The sequence below is a fragment of the Shewanella psychropiezotolerans genome, assembly GCF_007197555.1.
GTDB classification, from domain to species: domain Bacteria; phylum Pseudomonadota; class Gammaproteobacteria; order Enterobacterales; family Shewanellaceae; genus Shewanella; species Shewanella psychropiezotolerans.
In genome coordinates this window covers 4,644,096-4,662,939 of record NZ_CP041614.1, presented here as the reverse complement: position 1 = coordinate 4,662,939, position 18,844 = coordinate 4,644,096, and the positions used below count along the sequence as shown (strand labels likewise).

Genomic DNA, 18,844 nt, shown 5'->3' with positions numbered 1-18,844 from the left:
TGAGGAAAGCCCTGCTAATACCGATTAGCAGGGCTTTTTAGTAAGCCAAATTATTAACTAAAACTCAGAACATCAGTTAAAGCTTAGGCTAAATTTGGCGCCGCCCAGAGTATCTGAACGGGACACTGAAAGTTGGCCCTGATAACTGTCAACCAAGTCACTAACTATGGCAAGTCCTATGCCGTTTCCCTGTAGATAGGAGTCGGCGCGTATGCCGCGCTCGAATATGTCACTCTCAAGTTCAGGTGATACTCCCGGGCCATCATCTTCTATATCTATGTTGAGTCCGGTGTCTTTCATGCTGACGGTCAGGTGCACTCGAGCCTTGGCGGCCTTACAGGCATTGTCGAGTAAGTTACCTAACATTTCGATTAAATCGGCCTCGTCACCCTTGAAAATACACTGCTCGCCGACACTCGAACTTATCTCTATCTGAGGTTCACGGTATATTTTGGGCAAGGTCCTCACTAGCTTATCTGACACCGACATGACATTAACACCTAAGTGCCAAGAAGACCCAGCTGCCGTTTGTGCTCGTTTGAGTTGATGACTTATGATGCGGCTAATGATATTAGTTTGCTCGAATGAACTTTTGCTCAGATCTTTCTGACTTTGAATCACTGCCAGTGGCGTTTTTAGGCTATGGGCCAGATCCGATAGGGCATTGCGGTAACGTTTTCGCTGGCGCTGCTCGGTATTGAGCAGGGTGTTGAGCTGTCTCGCTACAGCTTGCAGCTCATTGGGATACTTTGCCTGGATCTGCATGGCCTTGCCTTGCTCTATCTCGTTAAGTTCTCGCTTAAACTGAGCCAAGGGCTTTAGGGTCCACAGTAGCCAAGCCAACTGAACCAATACCAGGAAAACCATCAAGATCAGTAACCAGCTCCAAAGGTATTGACCAAATAAATCTATTTGGTTTTGGTAGTCGAGTTGATCTTTAATGATGTGCACCGTGATTGGGAAGGTGACATTGTCAACACTCAAGCCATCATTGGATAAAATTTTATGTTCGAAACTGGCGCTGTAACTGTAGATAATATGGGGCTTGTCATCAATCTCTATCTCCTTAAACTCACTTTTACCTATCTCAGGTTGGGGCAAATTGTCGGGTAAGTTCAGCCCAAGAAACGAGTTGGATTGCCAAGTGACACTGGTTTTCTTCCTATCGGGATTTGGCGTTGAAATGAGTGCAAATAAGCCAGATTGAATCACATTAAATTGATTCTCTGCTAAGGCTTCGGGCATCATAAGTTGGCCGTTATCCACCTCTGTCACGGCTAAAATTGAGTAGAGGTAAGCTTTCAATTCATTTTTGGCCGATGTCGAGACTTGCTGTTTAAATGCATCGTTCAGGGTAAAACCAATCAAGGGCAGTAAGATTAGGTTCAGCAAGAGTGCACTGATAATCAGGCGCGCCTTGAGTGAGTTCATCAGGTTTGACAGTTTATTTAGCATCTGACTCATCTTCAGTGTGCTGTGCACAGCGAGCCAGTGGCTTCAAACGATAACCTTGCCCCCTCAATGTTTCTATCAGTCCGAGCTGATTGTCTGGATCTAACTTCTTGCGCAACCTGCGAATAAATACTTCGATCACGTTAGAGTCTAAGTCGAAGTCTTGATCATAGATATGCTCAATCAGTACTGTCTTAGATTTAACTTCTCCTGAGTGCAACATAAAAAACTCGAATAGCTTGTACTCTGAGCTGCTTAAATTCATCAACTGACCAGACTTTTTAACCTCTAGAGTACTGGTATTGATGCTAAAAGGTCCATTGTAGACTAGTGGACTGGCCTTGCCTGCCGAGCGACGGATCAAGGCGTTGAGACGGGCGATTAGCTCTTCAGGATGGAAAGGTTTCGTCAGGTAATCATCGGCGCCGGCATCTAAGCCCTCTACCTTATCTTGCCAGCTATCACGGGCGGTTAAGATCAAGATGGGAAAGTCTATCTCTAGCTCTCTGAGCTTAGTGATCAGTTCAATGCCGTTAAGCTTAGGTAACCCGACATCTATGATCCCGGCGTCATAGCTATACTCACTTCCCTGAAATAAACCATCTTCTCCATCGCTGGCCACATCCAAGGTAAAATTGGCATCGAGCAGGTGCTGTTTCAGATTAGTTTGTAGCTCTAAGTCGTCTTCAACTAACAGTATTCGCATTGGGTCACCTCTGTAATGAGCTTCGGGTATTCCTCTGAAACAAATCACCCTTTCCATCACTGGCCACATCCAAGGTAAAATTGGCATCAATCAAATGTTGTTTAAGATTAGTTTGTAGTTCTAAGTCATCTTCAACTAACAGTATTCGCATTGGATCACCTGTGTAAATTCATTATGTTAAGTCTTTAAGTTGCAAATTAGTTTCTACGCACACTGCCGGTTTTGGCATCGACGGACACATAAAATACCGCTCCGGAACTGGATAACAACTTGACCCGGTAACCTGGGTTGCCGTTGACTCGGCTCGATTGCACCTTGAGCACCTTGCCTGGGTATTGTCGTTTGACTAACTGAATAGCTTGTTGAGAACTGGTGACTTTTAACTTTTTAGGGGGCTTTTTAGACTGAGCGGCCATGCTCATCGAACTTAAGCTAACGGCATTGACAGAGCTTACAGCTGAAACCATTGATAGCTTAGTCACACTTGAGGCTGCTCCCTGTAGTGGGAACAGTAAACAAGCCGATATGATTAAAGCTAATGTGAAGCTCGAAGCCAATTTCATAGAGTGTGTCCGATGTTTAAATGCCTTTATTTGTTATCAGTGTAAATATCCCATTCTTAAGACACAAGTTTTAAAGAGCTTGTCTAAGAAATCAAAGAAATGAAGGAGTCAGTTTCAGGGGCTCTAATAGTTATACCTCAGATAAGATGAACCCAAGATGACAATGTTTAATGCATTCGTGTCGATGGACAATTCATCTCTTCGAATTTTACTCCATAGCATTTTTAGCGTTCAGCTTATATTCACCTTAAATCGTCTTTAATGACCTCAACGACAGAAATAATGAGGTTTATATGATGAATGTGAACATAATTAATCAAGCCAGAGAGCTCAATTGCGTAAAAATGGATACAGAAACCAGAGTTAGCTCAGGCACTCAATCTTGGAGCTGCAAGCGAATATCTGCATTAACTTTGATTGCAGGGGCCTTAATATCATTCATTCCAAATGTTTATGCGAGTGACGAACAGGGTGTCAGCCAGATAGAGAGTGTAAACTTACAGACGTTTTCAGTTGGAAACCAAGCTCAATTAGTGGAACAAGATGAGCTGAATACGCGATTAAGCCAGTTGAAACAGCAAATGCCACTGATGTTACCAAGTATAAAAGCTAAATCTCGAGAAGAGGTCATTGCCGACCACAAAAATGGCAATATTTCACCTAAGTACTCTATGCAGAAAAGCGGGTTAAAAACAGTAAACGACGATGCTCAGTCTACTGTACCCAAAGCCTTTTCTAATCCCATCTATCATGAGTTTTCAATCTATGAAGCCAGCAGTCGCCTGTTCGTCGATGATGATGGTGACGGTTTTTTCCAAACCTTTAGCGTGACCTTCGATGCCGATGTCTATGGGCCCGATGCGGTCGAGGTCGCCGATGTATACGCAGAGCTCTACTTGAGCCGAGACGGTGGTCCTTGGGTGCATTATTACACCACAGATATTTTTACAATACTGGGTGACTCGAGTGACGATGATTTTGAAGTGTTAACCACGCTGCATAATGGCTATTACACAGACCATTATGACGTGCTAGTCGATCTATACGAAGTGGGGTTTGATGATATTGTCGCCACCATTAGCGCTGATGATACAGATAATTTCTATGCTTTGCCCTTAGAGAGCAGTGATAGAGACACAGTCTATACAGGAGGGGATTCTAGTAGTGAAGACCATGGCGGCGGGGCATTTTCATTTATTTCTCTTTTGGGCCTAAGCCTGTTTGCCAGTCTGAGGAGGCGAAAATCATAAATCTTGATTTGATTCAGTCTGATTGATTAGTGAGCTGTCGAACTTTACCTTAAGTTTGCATTATCAGTTTTAAAAGATAAATTCATTTTAGCTTGGCATTTTAATGCCAAGCTTTTTACGTCTAGTGTATACGGCAGTTATAAAGTGTAAAGCCATCAGTTTATTCGATGAAGATAAAGTATCTTCCAACAGCCACCTCAGCTAATTACTCTAGAAGTCTCTGAGTAAACTTAAGGCATATCCTTAACCCATCAACATTTACTTTGTAAAAAAACCGCAAAACCGGATACGAAGGTCACAATTTTGTGTCGGTATGTGAATTCCCTGTTGTAATGCTATCAATAATCATTATCATTCCGGCCATAATACTAATGGGGATAATATCGATGCAACAATTTCGTTTTTCACTACTTGCTGTCGCTTGCGCATCAGCTTTTTTTCCTGGGCTTATTTCTGCTAATGAGCAGGCCCAAGTACCAGAAAAAGTGCAAGCAGAAGAGCTGAAAAACAAGGATGTAGAGCGTATCACTGTCTATGGAAGACAAAACCAAGTGGTTATGAATTCAGGCCTAGCGACAAAGTCAGATATGTCTTTAATGGAAACCCCTGCGGCAGTTGTCATCGTCGATGAAGAGCTAATCAATGCTCAAGGCGTGAATAATCTGCAAGATCTGGTGCGTAATATCAGTGGCGTGACTCAGGCGGGTAATAACTATGGTATCGGTGATAACTTAGTGATCCGCGGACTCGGTGCTAACTATACCTATGATGGTATGTATGGCGGCGCAGGGCTTGGCAACACCTTTAATCCGACACGCTCTCTGACGAATGTTGAATCGGTAGAAGTGCTCAAAGGCCCGGCGACAGGTTTATATGGTATGGGCAGCGCCGGCGGCGTGATTAACCTTATCGAAAAGAAGCCTGAATTTGAGAGTCGCCACGATATAGGTGTCGAGCTGGGTCAATGGGATTCCTATGCGCTGAGTATCGATAGCACGGGCGGATTGACTGACAAGCTAGCTTATCGTGTTGTTGCTAAAACGGGGCGCAGTGACGGCTATCGTGATATCGGTACCGATCGTGATGAAGTCTACACATCGATCAAATATGTGTTCGATGAAAACCAGGACTTGATGCTATCGGCTTCTTATATCAAGGATGCTATTGCAGTCGACTCTATCGGTCACCCAATACGTATCTACAACGCTGAATCCGTCGGCGGGAAAACTGCCGGAGAAGTCAGCTGGGAAGATTTAATTAACGATCCAGAAGGCAAAGGTATTCAACTTACCGATGAGCAGAGGCAACAACTAGCCGACTCTTTGGCTGCTAGCGATGGTTTAACCCCCTATGAGTTTGGTCATAACGGGATTATCTCGCCAATGGCCAAAGATAATGAAGGTGAAGAGCTGAGATTTAAGCTGACTCATAATATCTTCCTCAATGAAAATCTATTCTTGAACCAGCAGCTGCAATATCGTGACTACACCTCAGGTTTTGCCCGTCAAACCGGTGCCTATAACTATGTTTACTGGGATCGCAGAGGCACCATCAATGCAGACCCTCGTGCGCCACTACTTGAAGACGATGTTCTCTACCCGTTTGCGGCTCGCCGTCAGGAGTATCGTCAAGTCTCTGCCGATGAGACTTCTTGGCAGTATTTCGCCGACTTGAGGTACGATTTCGAACTTGCCGGCATAGATAATGAGCTGTTAGTTAATGCGAACTTCGAAGACCGTGATATTCGCTTCAAGCAGTACTCCATTTACGATGCCGATAAGGTCATAAAGAACAAGGCGGGTGATGTCATCTATCAGGGCCAATTGCCTTATATCTATGACATTCGTAATCCCAATTGGGCTGAAGGCTCCTTTGAAGATCACGACCCTCTAATGACCAGTAACTACAACAAGAAGGTGAGTGCCTGGGGCGTTGGCCTACAGCATGTCGGCTATTTCGGTTACGGTTTCACTAGTCGTATCGGTGTTGCCTTTAACGAGATTAAGCAAAGCTATGAGCATTTCGGTGTCGATGCGCGCTATCGCGCCAGTGCGGCTGAGCCAACGCCTGAGGCGGATACCAATGATGATGGCATCACCTATAACTTAGGTTTGACCTATATGCCAACCGATGACTTGTCATTTTTCATTAATCATTCTAAAGGCCGCACGGCTTACAGCATGTTAGGTGGCGTAAAAGGTGATGGTTCGGACAGACTGGATTCTGAATCTATCAGTGACGATCTAGGCATGCGTTTTAAGGCGTTTGATGATCAGATGCTGACTTCCTTGGTGTTCTTTAAGAGTTCACGCACTAATCTGCAATACTCAAACTCAGAGTATGAAGAAGATGTTTCAGGGCCAAACGTGCCGAAAAACTTCTATGATGGCAAGGAAGAGACCACAGGTGTCGAGTTAGACATGAATGCTCATTTGAATGAGCAGTGGATGCTCAACGTTAACGGTGTCTACCAAGATGCTCGTGATAAGAAAGATCCGAATCGCAGCAGCTATGATACCCGTCAAAAGGGTGTACCTTATGTGACAGCCAGTGCTTGGGTTACTTATGGCGCAGATATGTTCTCACTCTCTAGCCCAATTGATATTAGCTTAGGTGCAAAATACGTCGATGATCGCAGCACGAATTCAAGCTCATTCGGTATTCCCGATGGATATGTGCCAAGTTATACGGTATTCGATTCGGCCATCAGCTATCAGGCCGATAACTGGAAGCTACAATTGAACGTCAACAATCTGTTCAATGAGACTTACTACAACAAGGCCATGTTCCTCGGTGGTATGCCAGGTGAAGAGCGTAATGCCAAGCTGAGCTTTAATTATCAGTTGTAAGCTTAGGCTTCTTAGCTAAGAGCTTGTAGAGTGTTTTGAAAGCGCAGCCTTGGGGCTGCGCTTTTTACTAGTTGTATTTAAATTGTTTTAACTCTTCTATTTCAATCTATCTGTTTCGATTCAGTTCAGATTAATAAATTTTTTGTGCTAGTTTATGTGTCTTGATTGTTAACTTTGCTATGAATAAAAAGAAGAAGCCGATGAAACTCACCAAAATATGCCAGTCACTCGCCTTCGTATTTATGATGACGAGCCCGCTAGCGGTTTATGCAAGCAGCCTTGACTCATCATTAGCACTATCTGTCGGTAAAGCCCTACCTGAACTTGAAAAGCTATACTTGCATCTGCATCAACATCCTGAGCTTTCCTATCAAGAGAAGGCGACGGGACAGAGAATGGCGAAGGAGCTTTCGGCACTGGGTTTTGAGGTGACGGATAATTACGGCGGTTATGGCGTCGTAGGCATATTCAAAAATGGCGATGGCCCGACTGTGATGATCCGCGCCGATATCGATGGCTTGCCAATCATAGAGCAGACCGGAAAACCTTATGCATCAGTTGTGACCACAATTGATGCCGATAATAAGTCGGTTGGCATCATGCATGGCTGTGGTCATGATATTCATATGACCAGTTTAATCGGCACCGCTGACCAGCTTGTGAAGCATAAGAGCGATTGGCAAGGCACCTTGATGATGGTGGCACAACCAGCGGAAGAGGTGGGCGGTGGCGCCAAAGCCATGTTAGCACAAGGCTTATTTACTGAGTTTCCAACACCTGATTTTGTACTGGGTTTGCATGTAAGTGCTTCGGTTCCTGCGGGTAAGGTGGCAATAGCGCCGGGCTATGCTTTGGCTAATGTCGACTCGGTGGATATCACCATTAAAGGCAAGGGAGGCCATGGCGCCTATCCACATATGACTATCGATCCTGTGGTGATAGCGGCTCGTACTGTGATGGCGCTGCAGACCATACCGAGTCGAGAGATCTCACCACTAGAGCCAAATGTGATCACAGTTGGCTCTATTCATGGGGGCTCTAAGCACAACATCATATCTAATGAAGTTAAATTGCAGCTCACCCTACGTTCTTATAACCCGCAAGTTCGTCAGCAACAGATTGCAGCAATAAAGCGCATGACAAAGGGCATAGCCATGAGTGCCGGGCTACCTGATAGTTTAATGCCTGTGGTCTATGTTCATGAAGATGAGACGATACCCTCTACCTATAATGATCCTGAGTTAGCTAGCTCAGTACAAGCCAGTATCGAACGCGAGATAGGTAAGGCTAATGTGGTTAAAGCAGAGCCTGTTATGGCCGGTGAAGATTTTGGCCTCTATGGGCTCACATCCGAGAAGCGTCCCATCAACATCTTCTGGCTTGGCGCCGTAGAGCCCGCACTGTATGAAACCAGTAAGGCGTCCGGGGAACACTTACCATCACTTCACTCGAGTAAGTTTGCCCCCGACTACCCTTTGACTATTAGCACAGGCGTAAGAGCCATGAGCCGAAGCGCCATAGATCTGTTTAATGTGTCATCTTCGTCGCTATAGCAAAACGGTTCCAGGCATTGATCATGATGACCTGCATGATTGCTTGAGCTATCTGTTCCTCACCTAACAACTCGAGACATTCTTGATAAGTGTTATCGCTCAGACCAAGGTGTGAAACATGAGTGAGCTCATCGGTGAGGGCGAGTACCGCACGCTCTGTATCATCAAACAAGGGAGATTCTTTCCAGGCGGATACTGCAAATAATTTTTGTTGTGATATTCCTGCTTTCAAAGCCACTTCCGTATGCATTTGAATACAATAAGCGCACTGATTAATCATGGATGCGCGGATCTTAATTAGCTCTTTTAGTGCTGTTGATAGTTTGGTTTCTGCCAGATAATTTTCGACAGACATCATGGCAGTTAATGCTGCTGCTTGTGTTTGGGCGATATCAATACGTTTTGTCATCTTTTATCCTTTATTGAGGTTTAAGGCTGCTTTATTGGGATGGCTTAATTGTGCATAATTCTAATTATTAATTGAATACGCACATAAACTGAAACACCTTTGCGTATTTTGCAAAGGTGTGCGGTTTTGAAAAGTACAACAGAGGTGTGAAAATGTTTGCTCTGATCAAGATATTTCATCAGGTTGTCGATTCGGGAAGCTTTTCTCAGGCTGCTAAGGTCTTGCATATGGCGCCTTCTTCCATTGCGCGCAATATCGACAATCTAGAAGCTCAACTTAAAACGACGCTATTTAAGAGGAGTACTCGCCAGTTGGTGTTGACTGAAGAAGGTGACTACTTTTACCAGCAGTCGGGAAAGTTAGTAGAAGATACCGATGCCTTGCTGGCAGAGATGAGAGGGGCTCTGGATACGCCTCTGGGAATGTTAAGAATATCAGTGTTCGAAAGTTTCGGTAACCTTTGCTTAGCGCCTATTATTCCAGAGTTTCTACAGATGTACCCGGATATACAAATTGAGCTTGATCTCGACAATAAGCTGGTGGATCTTCATAGCGAAAATGTGGATCTCGCTATTCGTATTGGTGTTCCGCAAGATAGTGGTTTAAAAGCGAGAAAGTTGTTGAATCATCCTACTTTATTGACAGCGTCTCCAACCTATCTAAATCATCGCTCTCCAATCAGACAGCCATCAGATCTACATGAACATAATTGCTTACTTATCAGTCAAGAGAGGCAAAGGAATCATTGGTTCTTTGCTAAGGGGAAAATCCAACAAAAAATATCTGTTAAGGGCAATTTTATTTCAAAAGGGGGATCGCCTTTACTCACTGCTGCGCTTAAGGATTGCGGTGTGCTGCTCTTGTCAGAGTGGATGGTTAAACCTTATATAGACAGTGGTCAGCTAGTGGAAGTTTTACCAGACTGGACGGTGAATCATTGGGAAGAAGGCAGTGGTGAAATCTTTGCTATCTATAAAGGTGCTCAATATCCTAAGCCTCATATCAGAGTATTTCTTGATTTTTTGATAAAAAAATTAGGGGAAATATAATGCTATAAATCAACGAACAATCAGCTGCTCATTTTATATTAAGAAGAAAATAATATGGCTATTGAATGTGAGTTGCTAGTTCATTTAAACGTCACCTTGCCACCTATCATCTTCAATGCCGGTGTGCCTCTCACTAAGGTATCTCTGGCGAACTTTTGTCCACAATTAGGACAGGTACAGGGCGTTTGAGTGAAGTCTTCGACGATTCGTTCCTTGAAGCACTTAACTAAAGCGCCTTTGCCACCTTTGCGATATTTAAATAGCTGGGTTTTGCACTTAGCGCAGAAGATATCGACAGTACGTGTTGGGCCTTTCTTATTGGGTTTTGCCATGTTTTGTGACTTGCTATTGATAATGTCATTGTTAATAAGTGGCTATTCTAATCGAGCAAAGCGTTAATACAAAGTGTGCAAAACCTAGGTTTATCTTCTACTCTTTCTAAGTGCCTTTTTAAGTCGGTTTTCCAGTTTTATTTTCTTACTGACAAGGTTTAATAGAAGGTTAGTTACTCAAGTTTAGCGATCAAGGAATAATCATGCCTAAGTTCTCAACTGTCGATAAAATTAATCGTATTACCTTGCTCTTTACCGTTATTCTGTTTCTTATGCTAAGTGCTTGTACTAACTACGATCCCGTTCCGGTCGGAAAATGTAGTGAGGTGGTAAAACATGCCAAGAAGGTGCTTGGCAGTATGTCGCCGGATCATAAGACCTTAATAGCGGATTGTAAGGCGGCTACCGATAGTGAAAGAGGCTGTGTTATGGCAGCGACGAAGAAAGGCAAACTGGCTCAGTGTATGTAACGCTTAACTTAGCTAGTTCACCTTTCTATATCTGTTTATTTATTTCTGGTGCAATTATTCTAGTGCTGGATTGTTTTAGTTAACATCAGTGTAACTTAGGTTATAGTCATCGGCATGATAATGGATATTATGGCGATACTTGATGACTAAAATAATAAAAATACTTCTGGTTTCAACCCTCTCACTGATTTTCATTCTGATCTCGACAGCCTATTTGGGGCTGCATCTGAGTCTGCCTAAGCTATCAGGGGAGTTTCGCAGCGGCCATCTATTTGAATCCGTTACCATAGAGCGAGACAGATTAGGTACTGCGGTCATACATGGTCAAAACCGTCGAGATGTGGCCTATGCTCTGGGTTTTGCACATGGACAAGATAGATTCTTTCAAATGGATCTGCTTAGGCGTAACTCGGCTGGAGAGCTCGCAGAGCTCTTCGGTGAAAAGGCGCTTAATCTGGATAAGTCTCGCCGTTTTCATCAATTGAGGAAGCGAGCCGAGAATACAGTCGCTAAGATGGAACCAAATCAAAAATTGCTACTACAGGCCTATGCCAATGGCGTCAACGCCGCAGTAGCAGAGCAAAGCCTTAGTTCTTTCGAATACCTGCTCACCGGGGCAAGCCCTCAAACCTGGCAACCGGCAGATAGTTTGCTGGTTATCTATAGCATGTACCTGGATTTGCAAGGAAATACCCCAAAGCGAGACATGGCTCTGACTCAGATCCAGCGCCTGTATGGCGAGCAGATGTTGGCATTCGTGACACAACATAGCCCTTATCAAGCGGCGCTCGATTCTAGTCTTCTCCCCACAGAAGATATATCAACTCCAGAGCTTGAACCTCAACTGCTAGCGACAGCTCTGATTAGCACGATTGAGGAACCCATTGATATCGGCAGCAATAACTGGGCTGTAACCGGAGCACTGACCGAGAGTGGTCGGGCCATGTTGTCCGATGATATGCACCTCTCATTTGCGGTTCCTATCATCTGGTATCGTGCTCAATTGAATTACGTTTCAGATACCGGTGAGCCTATACAAGTTACAGGTGTTTCACTGCCAGGCGCGCCAGCCATTGTTGTGGGTACAAATAACAGGGTCGCATGGGGATTCACCAATGCCTATATCGATACCGCTGACTGGATAGCGATCGATGAGAACGAGCCGTTAAGTACAGAGATCGAACTCATGAAACTTCCCGGTTCTCAATCGAATGTTGAATATCCGATCCAGCTATCCCAATTTGGTCCAGTTAAGCATGTGAATGGACAAGACTATGCGCTGTCTTGGGTGGCACACCAAGGTTATGCGGTCGATATGGAGTTGATGGGACTAGAGACTGCTGTGAGTGTGCAAGAAGGATTAGCACTGGCAACGACGTTTGGGATCCCAGTACAGAACTTGATGTTAGTAGACAGTGAAGGCAACGCCGCTTGGAAGCCCGCCGGAGCAGTGCCATCTAGGACTAATCCTGCTAATGTGGCGCAATTACCAGAAACTTTCCAAGGAGCCTTGTGGGGGATAGATGAGAGAGAGCTACCACAAGTAGTGAATCCTGAGCACGGACGGCTGTGGTCGGCCAACTCCCGTGTGATATCGGCAGAACAATTCAGCCGCTTCGGTGATGGAGGCTATGCGCTAGGTGCCAGAAGCCAGCAAATCCGTGACCGTTTATTCGAGTCGGAGCAGTTTACCGAGCAGGACTTTTATCGATTGCAGTTAGACAATGAGGCTAAGTTTTTAACGCCTTGGCATGATTATCTGATTAACCTGCTCTCACTAGAACCGGTAAGATTTGCTAAAGATATTCAATTTATCAGGGATTGGCAGGCATGTGCCTGTGCTGACTCGGTCGGATACACCTTAGTTCGCAGTTTCAGGGCTAAGTTGATCGATGCCGGCTTCGCCCCAATAGAGACAGGTTTGAACGAGATAAACGTCTCTTTATCTCCGGTTAAGCGCTATCTGGAACCTGCCATGTGGCAGTTGCTCGAAGATGAACCTGATTCTTGGCTTCCCGAGCAGTATTCAAGTTGGGATCAGTTTGCCATTCAGGCTTACGTTGACTCGACTCAGGAATTATTAAGTAAACACAGTGATGAGGGAGCTCTAGCCGATCTTAACTGGGGCAAGGTTAATGCCCTTAAGATACAGCACCCCTTCAGTAAACAGATGCCTTTGCTAAGTGCTTTATTGGATATGCCAACCGTGATAGGTTTCGGCGATAGCTTTATGCCAGCAGTACAGAGAAGTACTTTTGGTGCATCCCAGCGCTTTATCGTGCAACCAGGGCTCGAGTCTCAGGCCATCATGGTGATTCCTGGTGGTCAGTCTGGTCACCCCTTATCCGATTATTACCGTGCTGGCTTCGATGAATATGCAAACCATGAGTCAACGCCTCTGCTGCCTGGCGTCATCTTGCATAAGATAATTATTCAAGCGATCTAAGTCGAAAAAATGTGTAAACCAAGGGAGAAGTACTTTTCCCTTGGTTTTGATTGGCTCAGTTCACTTCACTATTTATTAGCCATTATCCTAGCCACTTCTTTAGTTATTTTTTAGCCGACATTTAATATTTTAGTATAATCCCTTGATACTCATTAAGTAGTAACCTTTTTTTGTAAACTGATTTTGGTTTATCTCACTTCAGTTGGTGATCTATTTCGAGACATTCCCTTGCCATATTCGCATTAGTGAATATATTCACTGATAAGCACACTCTATGCAGCATATTTGGTGAATTATGACACTTTGTAAGTAAGTGTAATATCTGAAGTCTTCACCTGAAACTCTGATATGCTGCGATACAAATAATTACAATAGGGTCGTATCCCATGACATTCTTTCGACTTGTTGCGCTAGTGTTAGTTGCTGTGTTTTTGAGTGGGTGTCAGGAAGATGTGACCTTTCAAGTCGATACAGTGACAGAATTCAGAGTTGACTTTTCGGATACTCATAAAGGGTTGGTTAGTGAGGGAGAGATTGAAGATGCTGTCACTGCTTGTTACCTAAGAGTCTATGCGATTAATCACTTAGATTACGGAATTAAAATTGGCCCGCAAATAAAAGTGAACAATCATGGTGTTGAGCACACCTTGAGTATCGACTCTTGGGGAGATGACTGGGAGTACCTTGTTGCAGGTAAAGACGGCGAAGAATATAAACAGAAGCTTTGTTTTAAAGAGGAAGCACTTAATCCAATTAGTTGTGCAGAACTTGCTGATGCCATCAAAAATAAAGCGTATAAACTTGAGCTTAATCGATGTGAGAAAATAGACCAATCACCGGCAAGTTGTAATATGGGGATCGGTGTAGTGCAAGGGGGATCAACTTCAGATCCATTGGAGCCAATGAGGTGGATAGTACTCGGTTAGCGGATTAAATACTTAGCAGTTCACTTCGCTTCTAAGAATGACTTAAGAGGTTAAAAAATTTTTCAACCTCTTAATCGAACTTCACCTCAAACTGGGTTTACAGCCAATGATTTAAGCTGCATTTACCTCTTTATCGTCTAAATCGATTTGCGCTGGATCTTCCTGCTTCTGCACTGAATGACTTTTTTCTTGAGGAATAATCAAACTCATTAAAATTGCTGATATCCCTGCAACAGTAACTGATGAGCTGAATATGCTTTTAAATAGAGGAGAGAAAGAGTTTGTTACTTCTGGCACCGCAATAACACCAAGTCCTAAACCAAAAGAGACAGCCATAATAAGAAGGTCACGACGATCCAGTTTAGCCGTCGCTAAAATTCGAATCCCTGCCGATGCAACTGTACCAAACATCACTAATGTGGCTCCCCCTAAAACAGGCTTAGGTAATGTTTGTAAAACCGCGCCAATAACCGGGAATAGCCCTAATAAAATAAACAAGCCGGCGATATAAAAAGCAACATAACGACTCGCGACCCCAGTGAGTTGGATCACACCATTGTTTTGACTGAACGTTGACATAGGAAAACTACCAAATGTAGCAGCCAAACAAGAGTTTACACCATCACCTAACACTCCGCCTTTAATGCGTTTGATATATAGCGGCCCTTGGGTTGGCTCTTTAGAAACCATAGAGTTTGCCGTTAAATCACCGGTTGTTTCAATGGCGGTGACAACAGAGATAATGGCCACAGGAATAAACGCAGCTAAATCAAAATTAAATCCATATTTAAACGGGAGCGGTACTGCAATGACGGGGACATCTGGTATCTGAAAATCCACCATCCCCATAAAATAAGCGGTAACGTAACCCACGAACATACCGATCATGATACCTGATAGACGTAACACTGGATTGCTAAAGCGATTAATAGCAATAATGGTGGCTAAGGTGACCCCACCCACTATCAGGTATTTGGCTGCACCCATATCTTCGGCACCAAATCCCCCGGCAATATCAGTCATGCCAACCTTAATCAAGGATAAACCAATAGTGGTGATAACTACGCCAGTAACGACAGGGGTAATGACATGTTGAAGCTTATGAATGATTCTGCTTAAAAACATCTCCACAAATGAGGCAAAGAAACAAACCCCAAAAATCATGGCTAAAATATCTTCGGAACTCCCTCCTCTATTTTTGACAATGAAGCCCGCAGCCAATACTGCACTTAAAAAGGCAAAACTAGTTCCTTGTACACACAATAGACCCGAGCCAATAGGACCGAAGCGTTTTGCTTGTATAAATGTGCCAACACCAGAAACAAATAGCGCCATGGAAATAAGGTAAGGCAGTTCACTGCCTAGGCCCAGAACACCGCCTATGATCAATGCGGGGGTGATAATGCCGACAAAACTGGCCAGTATATGCTGAAAAGCTGCAAATAAGGCTTTAAGTGGTTCGGGACGATCATGCAGTCCGTATAACAAGTCACTATTCTTTGGTGATGTACTCATATCTACTCCGACTCCTTCTGGTTGTGGTGCAATTATTTTTATTTTATTTATCTTTAACGCCAACGCTCCTACTTTGATTAAGCGAAACACCTATAAAAGTTGTCACAACTGTCAGCTTGAATCTCAACATATAGTGGTTTTTTTGTGCTGTCTATAATTTGAACTGCCACATGGTGGAATATTCGAATGGTTTTTGAGGATTTTATGAAGGGGGGATAACGCGAAGTGACCGTTTGTATTTGCTCTGTGTATTAGTGTTTTCACTTAATATAAGAAACCACTGTCCGGGCTATGTCCTGATCTTGTGAGTAGATCATAGGAGCTTGCTCTATCTAGGTTTTATACCAGTAGGTACCAGTGTCTTCTATTACTCCTTCCATTGAATATACCTACATCTGAAATTCACCATTATTACAGGCACTGGGTCATCAAAGGGTGTGTTTGTTTCATCGGCGAAACTAGAGGCTGAATGATTCTTATGTTGCCTTCTTGTGGGCTTTGTTCAGATATTGATAAACATGTTGACATTATATCCATTGGAAGTGCATAAATATCTAGATGCCTAATCGGATTTTGGTGAATAGGGTATGGAAAATATTCATCGATAAGTGGCCTTTTGAACTGATGAGCTGAACGGCGGCAGAGACCTTATAATAAAAAATGGAAGTAGTATGAAAAACACAAGACTTCAACCAAATGGTTTTGCGCTAGCCATTACTTTAGCTTTAATGAGTAGCAACCTTTACGCTGAAACAGCCGAAGTGGAACAATTAGATGCGAAAGTAGAAAAAATATCTGTGCTTGGTAGCCGGGTATCGAGTCGTACGGCTACCGAGTCAGCTGTTCCTGTCGACATTATTAGTGCAGAAAGCCTTAGCCGCGGTGGGTTTACCGAGTTAGGTCAGAGCCTGCAGGCGAGTGTCCCCTCATTCAATTTCAGTCGAACTCAGGTCTCCGATGGCTCAGATCTTTTTCGCCCTGCGACATTACGGGGGCTTCAGCCTGATCAAACCTTAGTGTTAATCAATGGTAAGCGTCGCCATAATCAGGCTATTTTTGGCCTTAACGGTACCGTTGGAGCTGGCGCTGCGGGTACCGATATGAATGCTATTCCGCTTATCGCCCTTAAAGATGTGCAGGTACTGCGTGATGGCGCCGCGGCGCAATATGGTTCAGATGCCATAGCCGGAGTGATAAATCTATCACTCAAGGACACCACAGGTGAGACATCAGGTTACTTGCAAGGCGGTACAACGGGGGAAGGCGATGGTGATAACTATTCTGTTGGACTCAATACCGGTTTTGATCTTGGTGATGACGGCGGTTTTATCAACTTGTCTCTAGAGTACCGAGATGACGATGGCACTAACCGCGCCCAACCCGATATAGGTGGCTCACCCACTATAGCTCCAGGCACTCTGTCCGATGAAGTTCGCTGGGGTCAAGGTAATGCAGCCTCTGAATTTCAGTCGGTTTTCTATAATGCCATGATGCCTGTGGGTGAGGTGGAACTATACTCTTTTGGTGGATATTCAAATCGTACAGCCTTAGGCAATGGTTTTTGGAGAAACTTCAATGAAGCGTCTAAAAACATAGCTCAAGTGTACCCAGATGGCTTCCTGCCTCGTATCTATAATGAAGCACAGGATATCTCTGTCGCCGCAGGCGTGCGTGGTGATATCAATGATGATTGGCAATTTGATGTCTCTGGTGTTTATGGCCAAAACCGCTATGACTTCGATTCCAGAAATAGTATCAATGCGTCATATGCTGCCGAATACCTTTATAATAATCCTGATGCCAGCGATGCAGATATCGCTGCTAATTCAGGTCCTACATCGGGTTATTCCGGTGGTTTCCGTTTCGATCAGACGACATTGAATGCTGACATTAACGGTTTTGTCGATATCGGTTGGGATGAACCTCTCTATGTCGCGTTTGGTACCGAGTACCGTAGCGAAAATTATGAAATTGTTGCGGGTGAACTTGCATCTTATTCCTGTGGTATGTCTAACGCCGATAGCGCTTTTCCATCGGTTATGGATCCTGATGTGTTCGCAGGTTGTGGTTTTCAGGCATATCCGGGCTTGAGACCCGACGCAGCAGGTAAGGCCGATCGTAATAGCTATGCCTTCTATCTTGACCTTGAGACTCAATTAACGGATGTGTGGTCTTTGGGAACGGCGGCTCGGTTCGAAGACTTCTCCGATGCGGGTAGTGATCTGGTGTGGAAAGTATCATCTCGCTATGAAGTCACCGATGACTTTGCTCTACGCGGCGCAGTTTCTACCGGTTTTAGAGCGCCGTCTCTGCAGCAAAGTGCTTATACCGCTTATACGACCAACTTAGGTCCAGGGGGAGTGCTTTCTGATTCATTCACGGCTACAGCAGGTTCAGCTTTCCCGTCGGCATTAGGTGTTGAGAGCTTAGACCTTGAAACCTCCGAAAACTTGAGTCTTGGTTTTGTCTTTAATGCGACGGAAGAGATCTCGGTCACCTTAGATGCTTATAAGGTTAAGATTAAAGATAGAATAACCTTGGGTAGTCTACTTACTGCCGAAGATGTGGCCTTTAGTCCTGAAGCTGTAGCGGCATTAAATGCTACCGGGGCTGATCAGGCTAACTACTTCTCTAATTCGGTAAATTCGACGACTCAAGGCTTAGATTTGATTGTGACCTATGGTACCCAAATGTTTGCGGGTGACTTTAATGCTACGTTGGCGGGTAACCTCAATGAAACTGAGATAGACAGTGTTAATGCGGCAGAAGGCATTCCTGAAGATGTGGCACTCGACGATCTACAGCGCAGTTTCTTGACCGATGGTCAGCCTAAAGAGCGTGCGACCTTAACTTTCGACTACAGTAAAAATGATTGGCGCGGAATGATCAGAGCTAACTACTTCGGAGAAACCAACGTCACCTATTTTGGTAACGATCATATAGGCTTACCCGATGAGTTATCGCCAACGGGTTCATTTTTGCCTACCAGCATAGTGGAAGCTGCCGTTTTGGTCGATATCAATATTGAATACCAGTTTACTGAGTCACTGAGCTTCTCTGCGGGTATCAATAATATCTTCGATGTTACTCCGGACGAGTTAGGGGCCAATGAATCACTCGATTTTATTACTAATCAAGCATTCAAGTATCCGGTTCGTGCATTGCCATATGGTTTCGACGGAACTACCTATACGGCAAAAGTTAACTTTAACTTCTAACGTTAACTTCCTAATACCAATTGGCATTAGTCTGTATAACTAAAAAAGCCATCGGCATCTATAGATGCTCGATGGCTTTTGATTTTCAGTTGTGAACTTAAAGCTT

General features: G+C 44.1%; 14 protein-coding genes and 1 pseudogene. 8 read left to right on the top strand and 7 right to left on the bottom strand.

Features of this window, described 5'->3' with window-relative positions; translation table 11 throughout:
* Window positions 1-72: 72 nt before the first annotated feature.
* The 4 genes and pseudogenes from FM037_RS20485 to FM037_RS20470 form a co-directional block, all read right to left on the bottom strand.
* Entirely contained in the window at window positions 73-1,455 is a 1,383-nt protein-coding gene (locus FM037_RS20485) for an ATP-binding protein (RefSeq protein ID WP_144047522.1), read from the bottom strand.
* Complete coding sequence (locus tag FM037_RS20480) at window positions 1,445-2,158, bottom strand: response regulator transcription factor (protein ID WP_144047521.1); 714 nt, start codon at window positions 2,156-2,158, stop codon at window positions 1,445-1,447. The genes FM037_RS20485 and FM037_RS20480 overlap by 11 nt, the downstream gene beginning before the upstream one ends.
* Window positions 2,159-2,192: 34 nt before the next feature.
* Window positions 2,193-2,309: pseudogene (locus FM037_RS20475) on the bottom strand (DNA-binding response regulator); the annotation flags it as partial.
* A gap of 46 nt (window positions 2,310-2,355) precedes the next feature.
* The gene (locus FM037_RS20470) at window positions 2,356-2,640 is read right to left on the bottom strand and encodes a PepSY domain-containing protein (RefSeq protein ID WP_322619446.1); all 285 of its coding nucleotides are present in this window, start codon (window positions 2,638-2,640) and stop codon (window positions 2,356-2,358) included.
* Between the two features lie 377 nt (window positions 2,641-3,017).
* On the opposite strand from FM037_RS20470, the gene FM037_RS20465 reads away from it, so the two are divergent.
* The 3 genes from FM037_RS20465 (at window position 3,018) to FM037_RS20455 (ending at window position 8,373) form a co-directional block, all read left to right on the top strand.
* Window positions 3,018-3,971: a choice-of-anchor H family protein gene (locus FM037_RS20465; protein WP_144049069.1), complete on the top strand. Its 954-nt coding sequence runs from the start codon at window positions 3,018-3,020 to the stop codon at window positions 3,969-3,971.
* A 386-nt stretch (window positions 3,972-4,357) separates the two neighbouring features.
* Window positions 4,358-6,820, top strand: coding sequence for a TonB-dependent receptor (locus FM037_RS20460; protein ID WP_144047519.1), 2,463 nt, complete (start codon window positions 4,358-4,360; stop codon window positions 6,818-6,820).
* 242 nt (window positions 6,821-7,062) lie between these two features.
* Window positions 7,063-8,373: a M20 metallopeptidase family protein gene (locus tag FM037_RS20455; protein ID WP_407695671.1), complete on the top strand. Its 1,311-nt coding sequence runs from the start codon at window positions 7,063-7,065 to the stop codon at window positions 8,371-8,373.
* Here FM037_RS20455 and FM037_RS20450 read toward each other — a convergent pair.
* The gene (locus FM037_RS20450) at window positions 8,348-8,782 is read right to left on the bottom strand and encodes a carboxymuconolactone decarboxylase family protein (protein ID WP_144047517.1); all 435 of its coding nucleotides are present in this window, start codon (window positions 8,780-8,782) and stop codon (window positions 8,348-8,350) included. The two genes, FM037_RS20455 and FM037_RS20450, sit on opposite strands and share 26 nt — an antisense overlap.
* A gap of 152 nt (window positions 8,783-8,934) precedes the next feature.
* Here FM037_RS20450 and FM037_RS20445 point away from each other — a divergent pair, with 152 nt between their 5' ends.
* A complete protein-coding gene (locus FM037_RS20445; protein WP_144047516.1) occupies window positions 8,935-9,831 on the top strand; it encodes a LysR family transcriptional regulator in 897 nt (298 codons plus the stop codon).
* An 80-nt stretch (window positions 9,832-9,911) separates the two neighbouring features.
* Here FM037_RS20445 and FM037_RS20440 read toward each other — a convergent pair whose 3' ends face one another.
* Window positions 9,912-10,163, bottom strand: a complete 252-nt coding sequence (locus FM037_RS20440) for a hypothetical protein (protein WP_144047515.1) — start codon at window positions 10,161-10,163, stop codon at window positions 9,912-9,914.
* 203 nt (window positions 10,164-10,366) lie between these two features.
* Between FM037_RS20440 and FM037_RS20435 the strand changes: the two genes are divergently transcribed.
* The 3 genes from FM037_RS20435 to FM037_RS20425 all read left to right on the top strand — a co-directional run bounded on the left by FM037_RS20435 (window position 10,367) and on the right by FM037_RS20425 (window position 14,005).
* Window positions 10,367-10,633, top strand: a complete 267-nt coding sequence (locus tag FM037_RS20435) for a hypothetical protein (protein WP_185976869.1) — start codon at window positions 10,367-10,369, stop codon at window positions 10,631-10,633.
* A 142-nt stretch (window positions 10,634-10,775) separates the two neighbouring features.
* Window positions 10,776-13,079, top strand: coding sequence for a penicillin acylase family protein (locus FM037_RS20430; protein WP_144047514.1), 2,304 nt, complete (start codon window positions 10,776-10,778; stop codon window positions 13,077-13,079).
* A 386-nt stretch (window positions 13,080-13,465) separates the two neighbouring features.
* Window positions 13,466-14,005, top strand: a complete 540-nt coding sequence (locus tag FM037_RS20425) for a hypothetical protein (RefSeq protein WP_144047513.1) — start codon at window positions 13,466-13,468, stop codon at window positions 14,003-14,005.
* A gap of 111 nt (window positions 14,006-14,116) precedes the next feature.
* On the opposite strand, the gene FM037_RS20420 is transcribed toward FM037_RS20425, so the two are convergent.
* A complete protein-coding gene (locus tag FM037_RS20420; protein WP_144049067.1) occupies window positions 14,117-15,520 on the bottom strand; it encodes a uracil-xanthine permease family protein in 1,404 nt (467 codons plus the stop codon).
* Between the two features lie 671 nt (window positions 15,521-16,191).
* On the opposite strand from FM037_RS20420, the gene FM037_RS20415 reads away from it, so the two are divergent.
* Window positions 16,192-18,738: a TonB-dependent receptor plug domain-containing protein gene (locus tag FM037_RS20415; protein WP_144047512.1), complete on the top strand. Its 2,547-nt coding sequence runs from the start codon at window positions 16,192-16,194 to the stop codon at window positions 18,736-18,738.
* Window positions 18,739-18,844 lie beyond the last annotated feature (106 nt).

Bases quoted from the DNA above. Each gene is read 5' to 3' on its own strand.
- FM037_RS20485 (WP_144047522.1), bottom strand. From the start codon at position 1,455: ATGCTAAATAAACTGTCAAACCTGATGAACTCACTCAAGGCGCGCCTG.
- FM037_RS20480 (WP_144047521.1), bottom strand. From the start codon at position 2,158: ATGCGAATACTGTTAGTTGAAGACGACTTAGAGCTACAAACTAATCTG.
- FM037_RS20465 (WP_144049069.1), top strand. From the start codon at position 3,018: ATGAATGTGAACATAATTAATCAAGCCAGAGAGCTCAATTGCGTAAAA.
- FM037_RS20460 (WP_144047519.1), top strand. From the start codon at position 4,358: ATGCAACAATTTCGTTTTTCACTACTTGCTGTCGCTTGCGCATCAGCT.
- FM037_RS20455 (WP_407695671.1), top strand. From the start codon at position 7,063: ATGATGACGAGCCCGCTAGCGGTTTATGCAAGCAGCCTTGACTCATCA.
- FM037_RS20450 (WP_144047517.1), bottom strand. From the start codon at position 8,782: ATGACAAAACGTATTGATATCGCCCAAACACAAGCAGCAGCATTAACT.
- FM037_RS20445 (WP_144047516.1), top strand. From the start codon at position 8,935: ATGTTTGCTCTGATCAAGATATTTCATCAGGTTGTCGATTCGGGAAGC.
- FM037_RS20440 (WP_144047515.1), bottom strand. From the start codon at position 10,163: ATGGCAAAACCCAATAAGAAAGGCCCAACACGTACTGTCGATATCTTC.
- FM037_RS20435 (WP_185976869.1), top strand. From the start codon at position 10,367: ATGCCTAAGTTCTCAACTGTCGATAAAATTAATCGTATTACCTTGCTC.
- FM037_RS20430 (WP_144047514.1), top strand. From the start codon at position 10,776: ATGACTAAAATAATAAAAATACTTCTGGTTTCAACCCTCTCACTGATT.
- FM037_RS20425 (WP_144047513.1), top strand. From the start codon at position 13,466: ATGACATTCTTTCGACTTGTTGCGCTAGTGTTAGTTGCTGTGTTTTTG.
- FM037_RS20420 (WP_144049067.1), bottom strand. From the start codon at position 15,520: ATGAGTACATCACCAAAGAATAGTGACTTGTTATACGGACTGCATGAT.
- FM037_RS20415 (WP_144047512.1), top strand. From the start codon at position 16,192: ATGAAAAACACAAGACTTCAACCAAATGGTTTTGCGCTAGCCATTACT.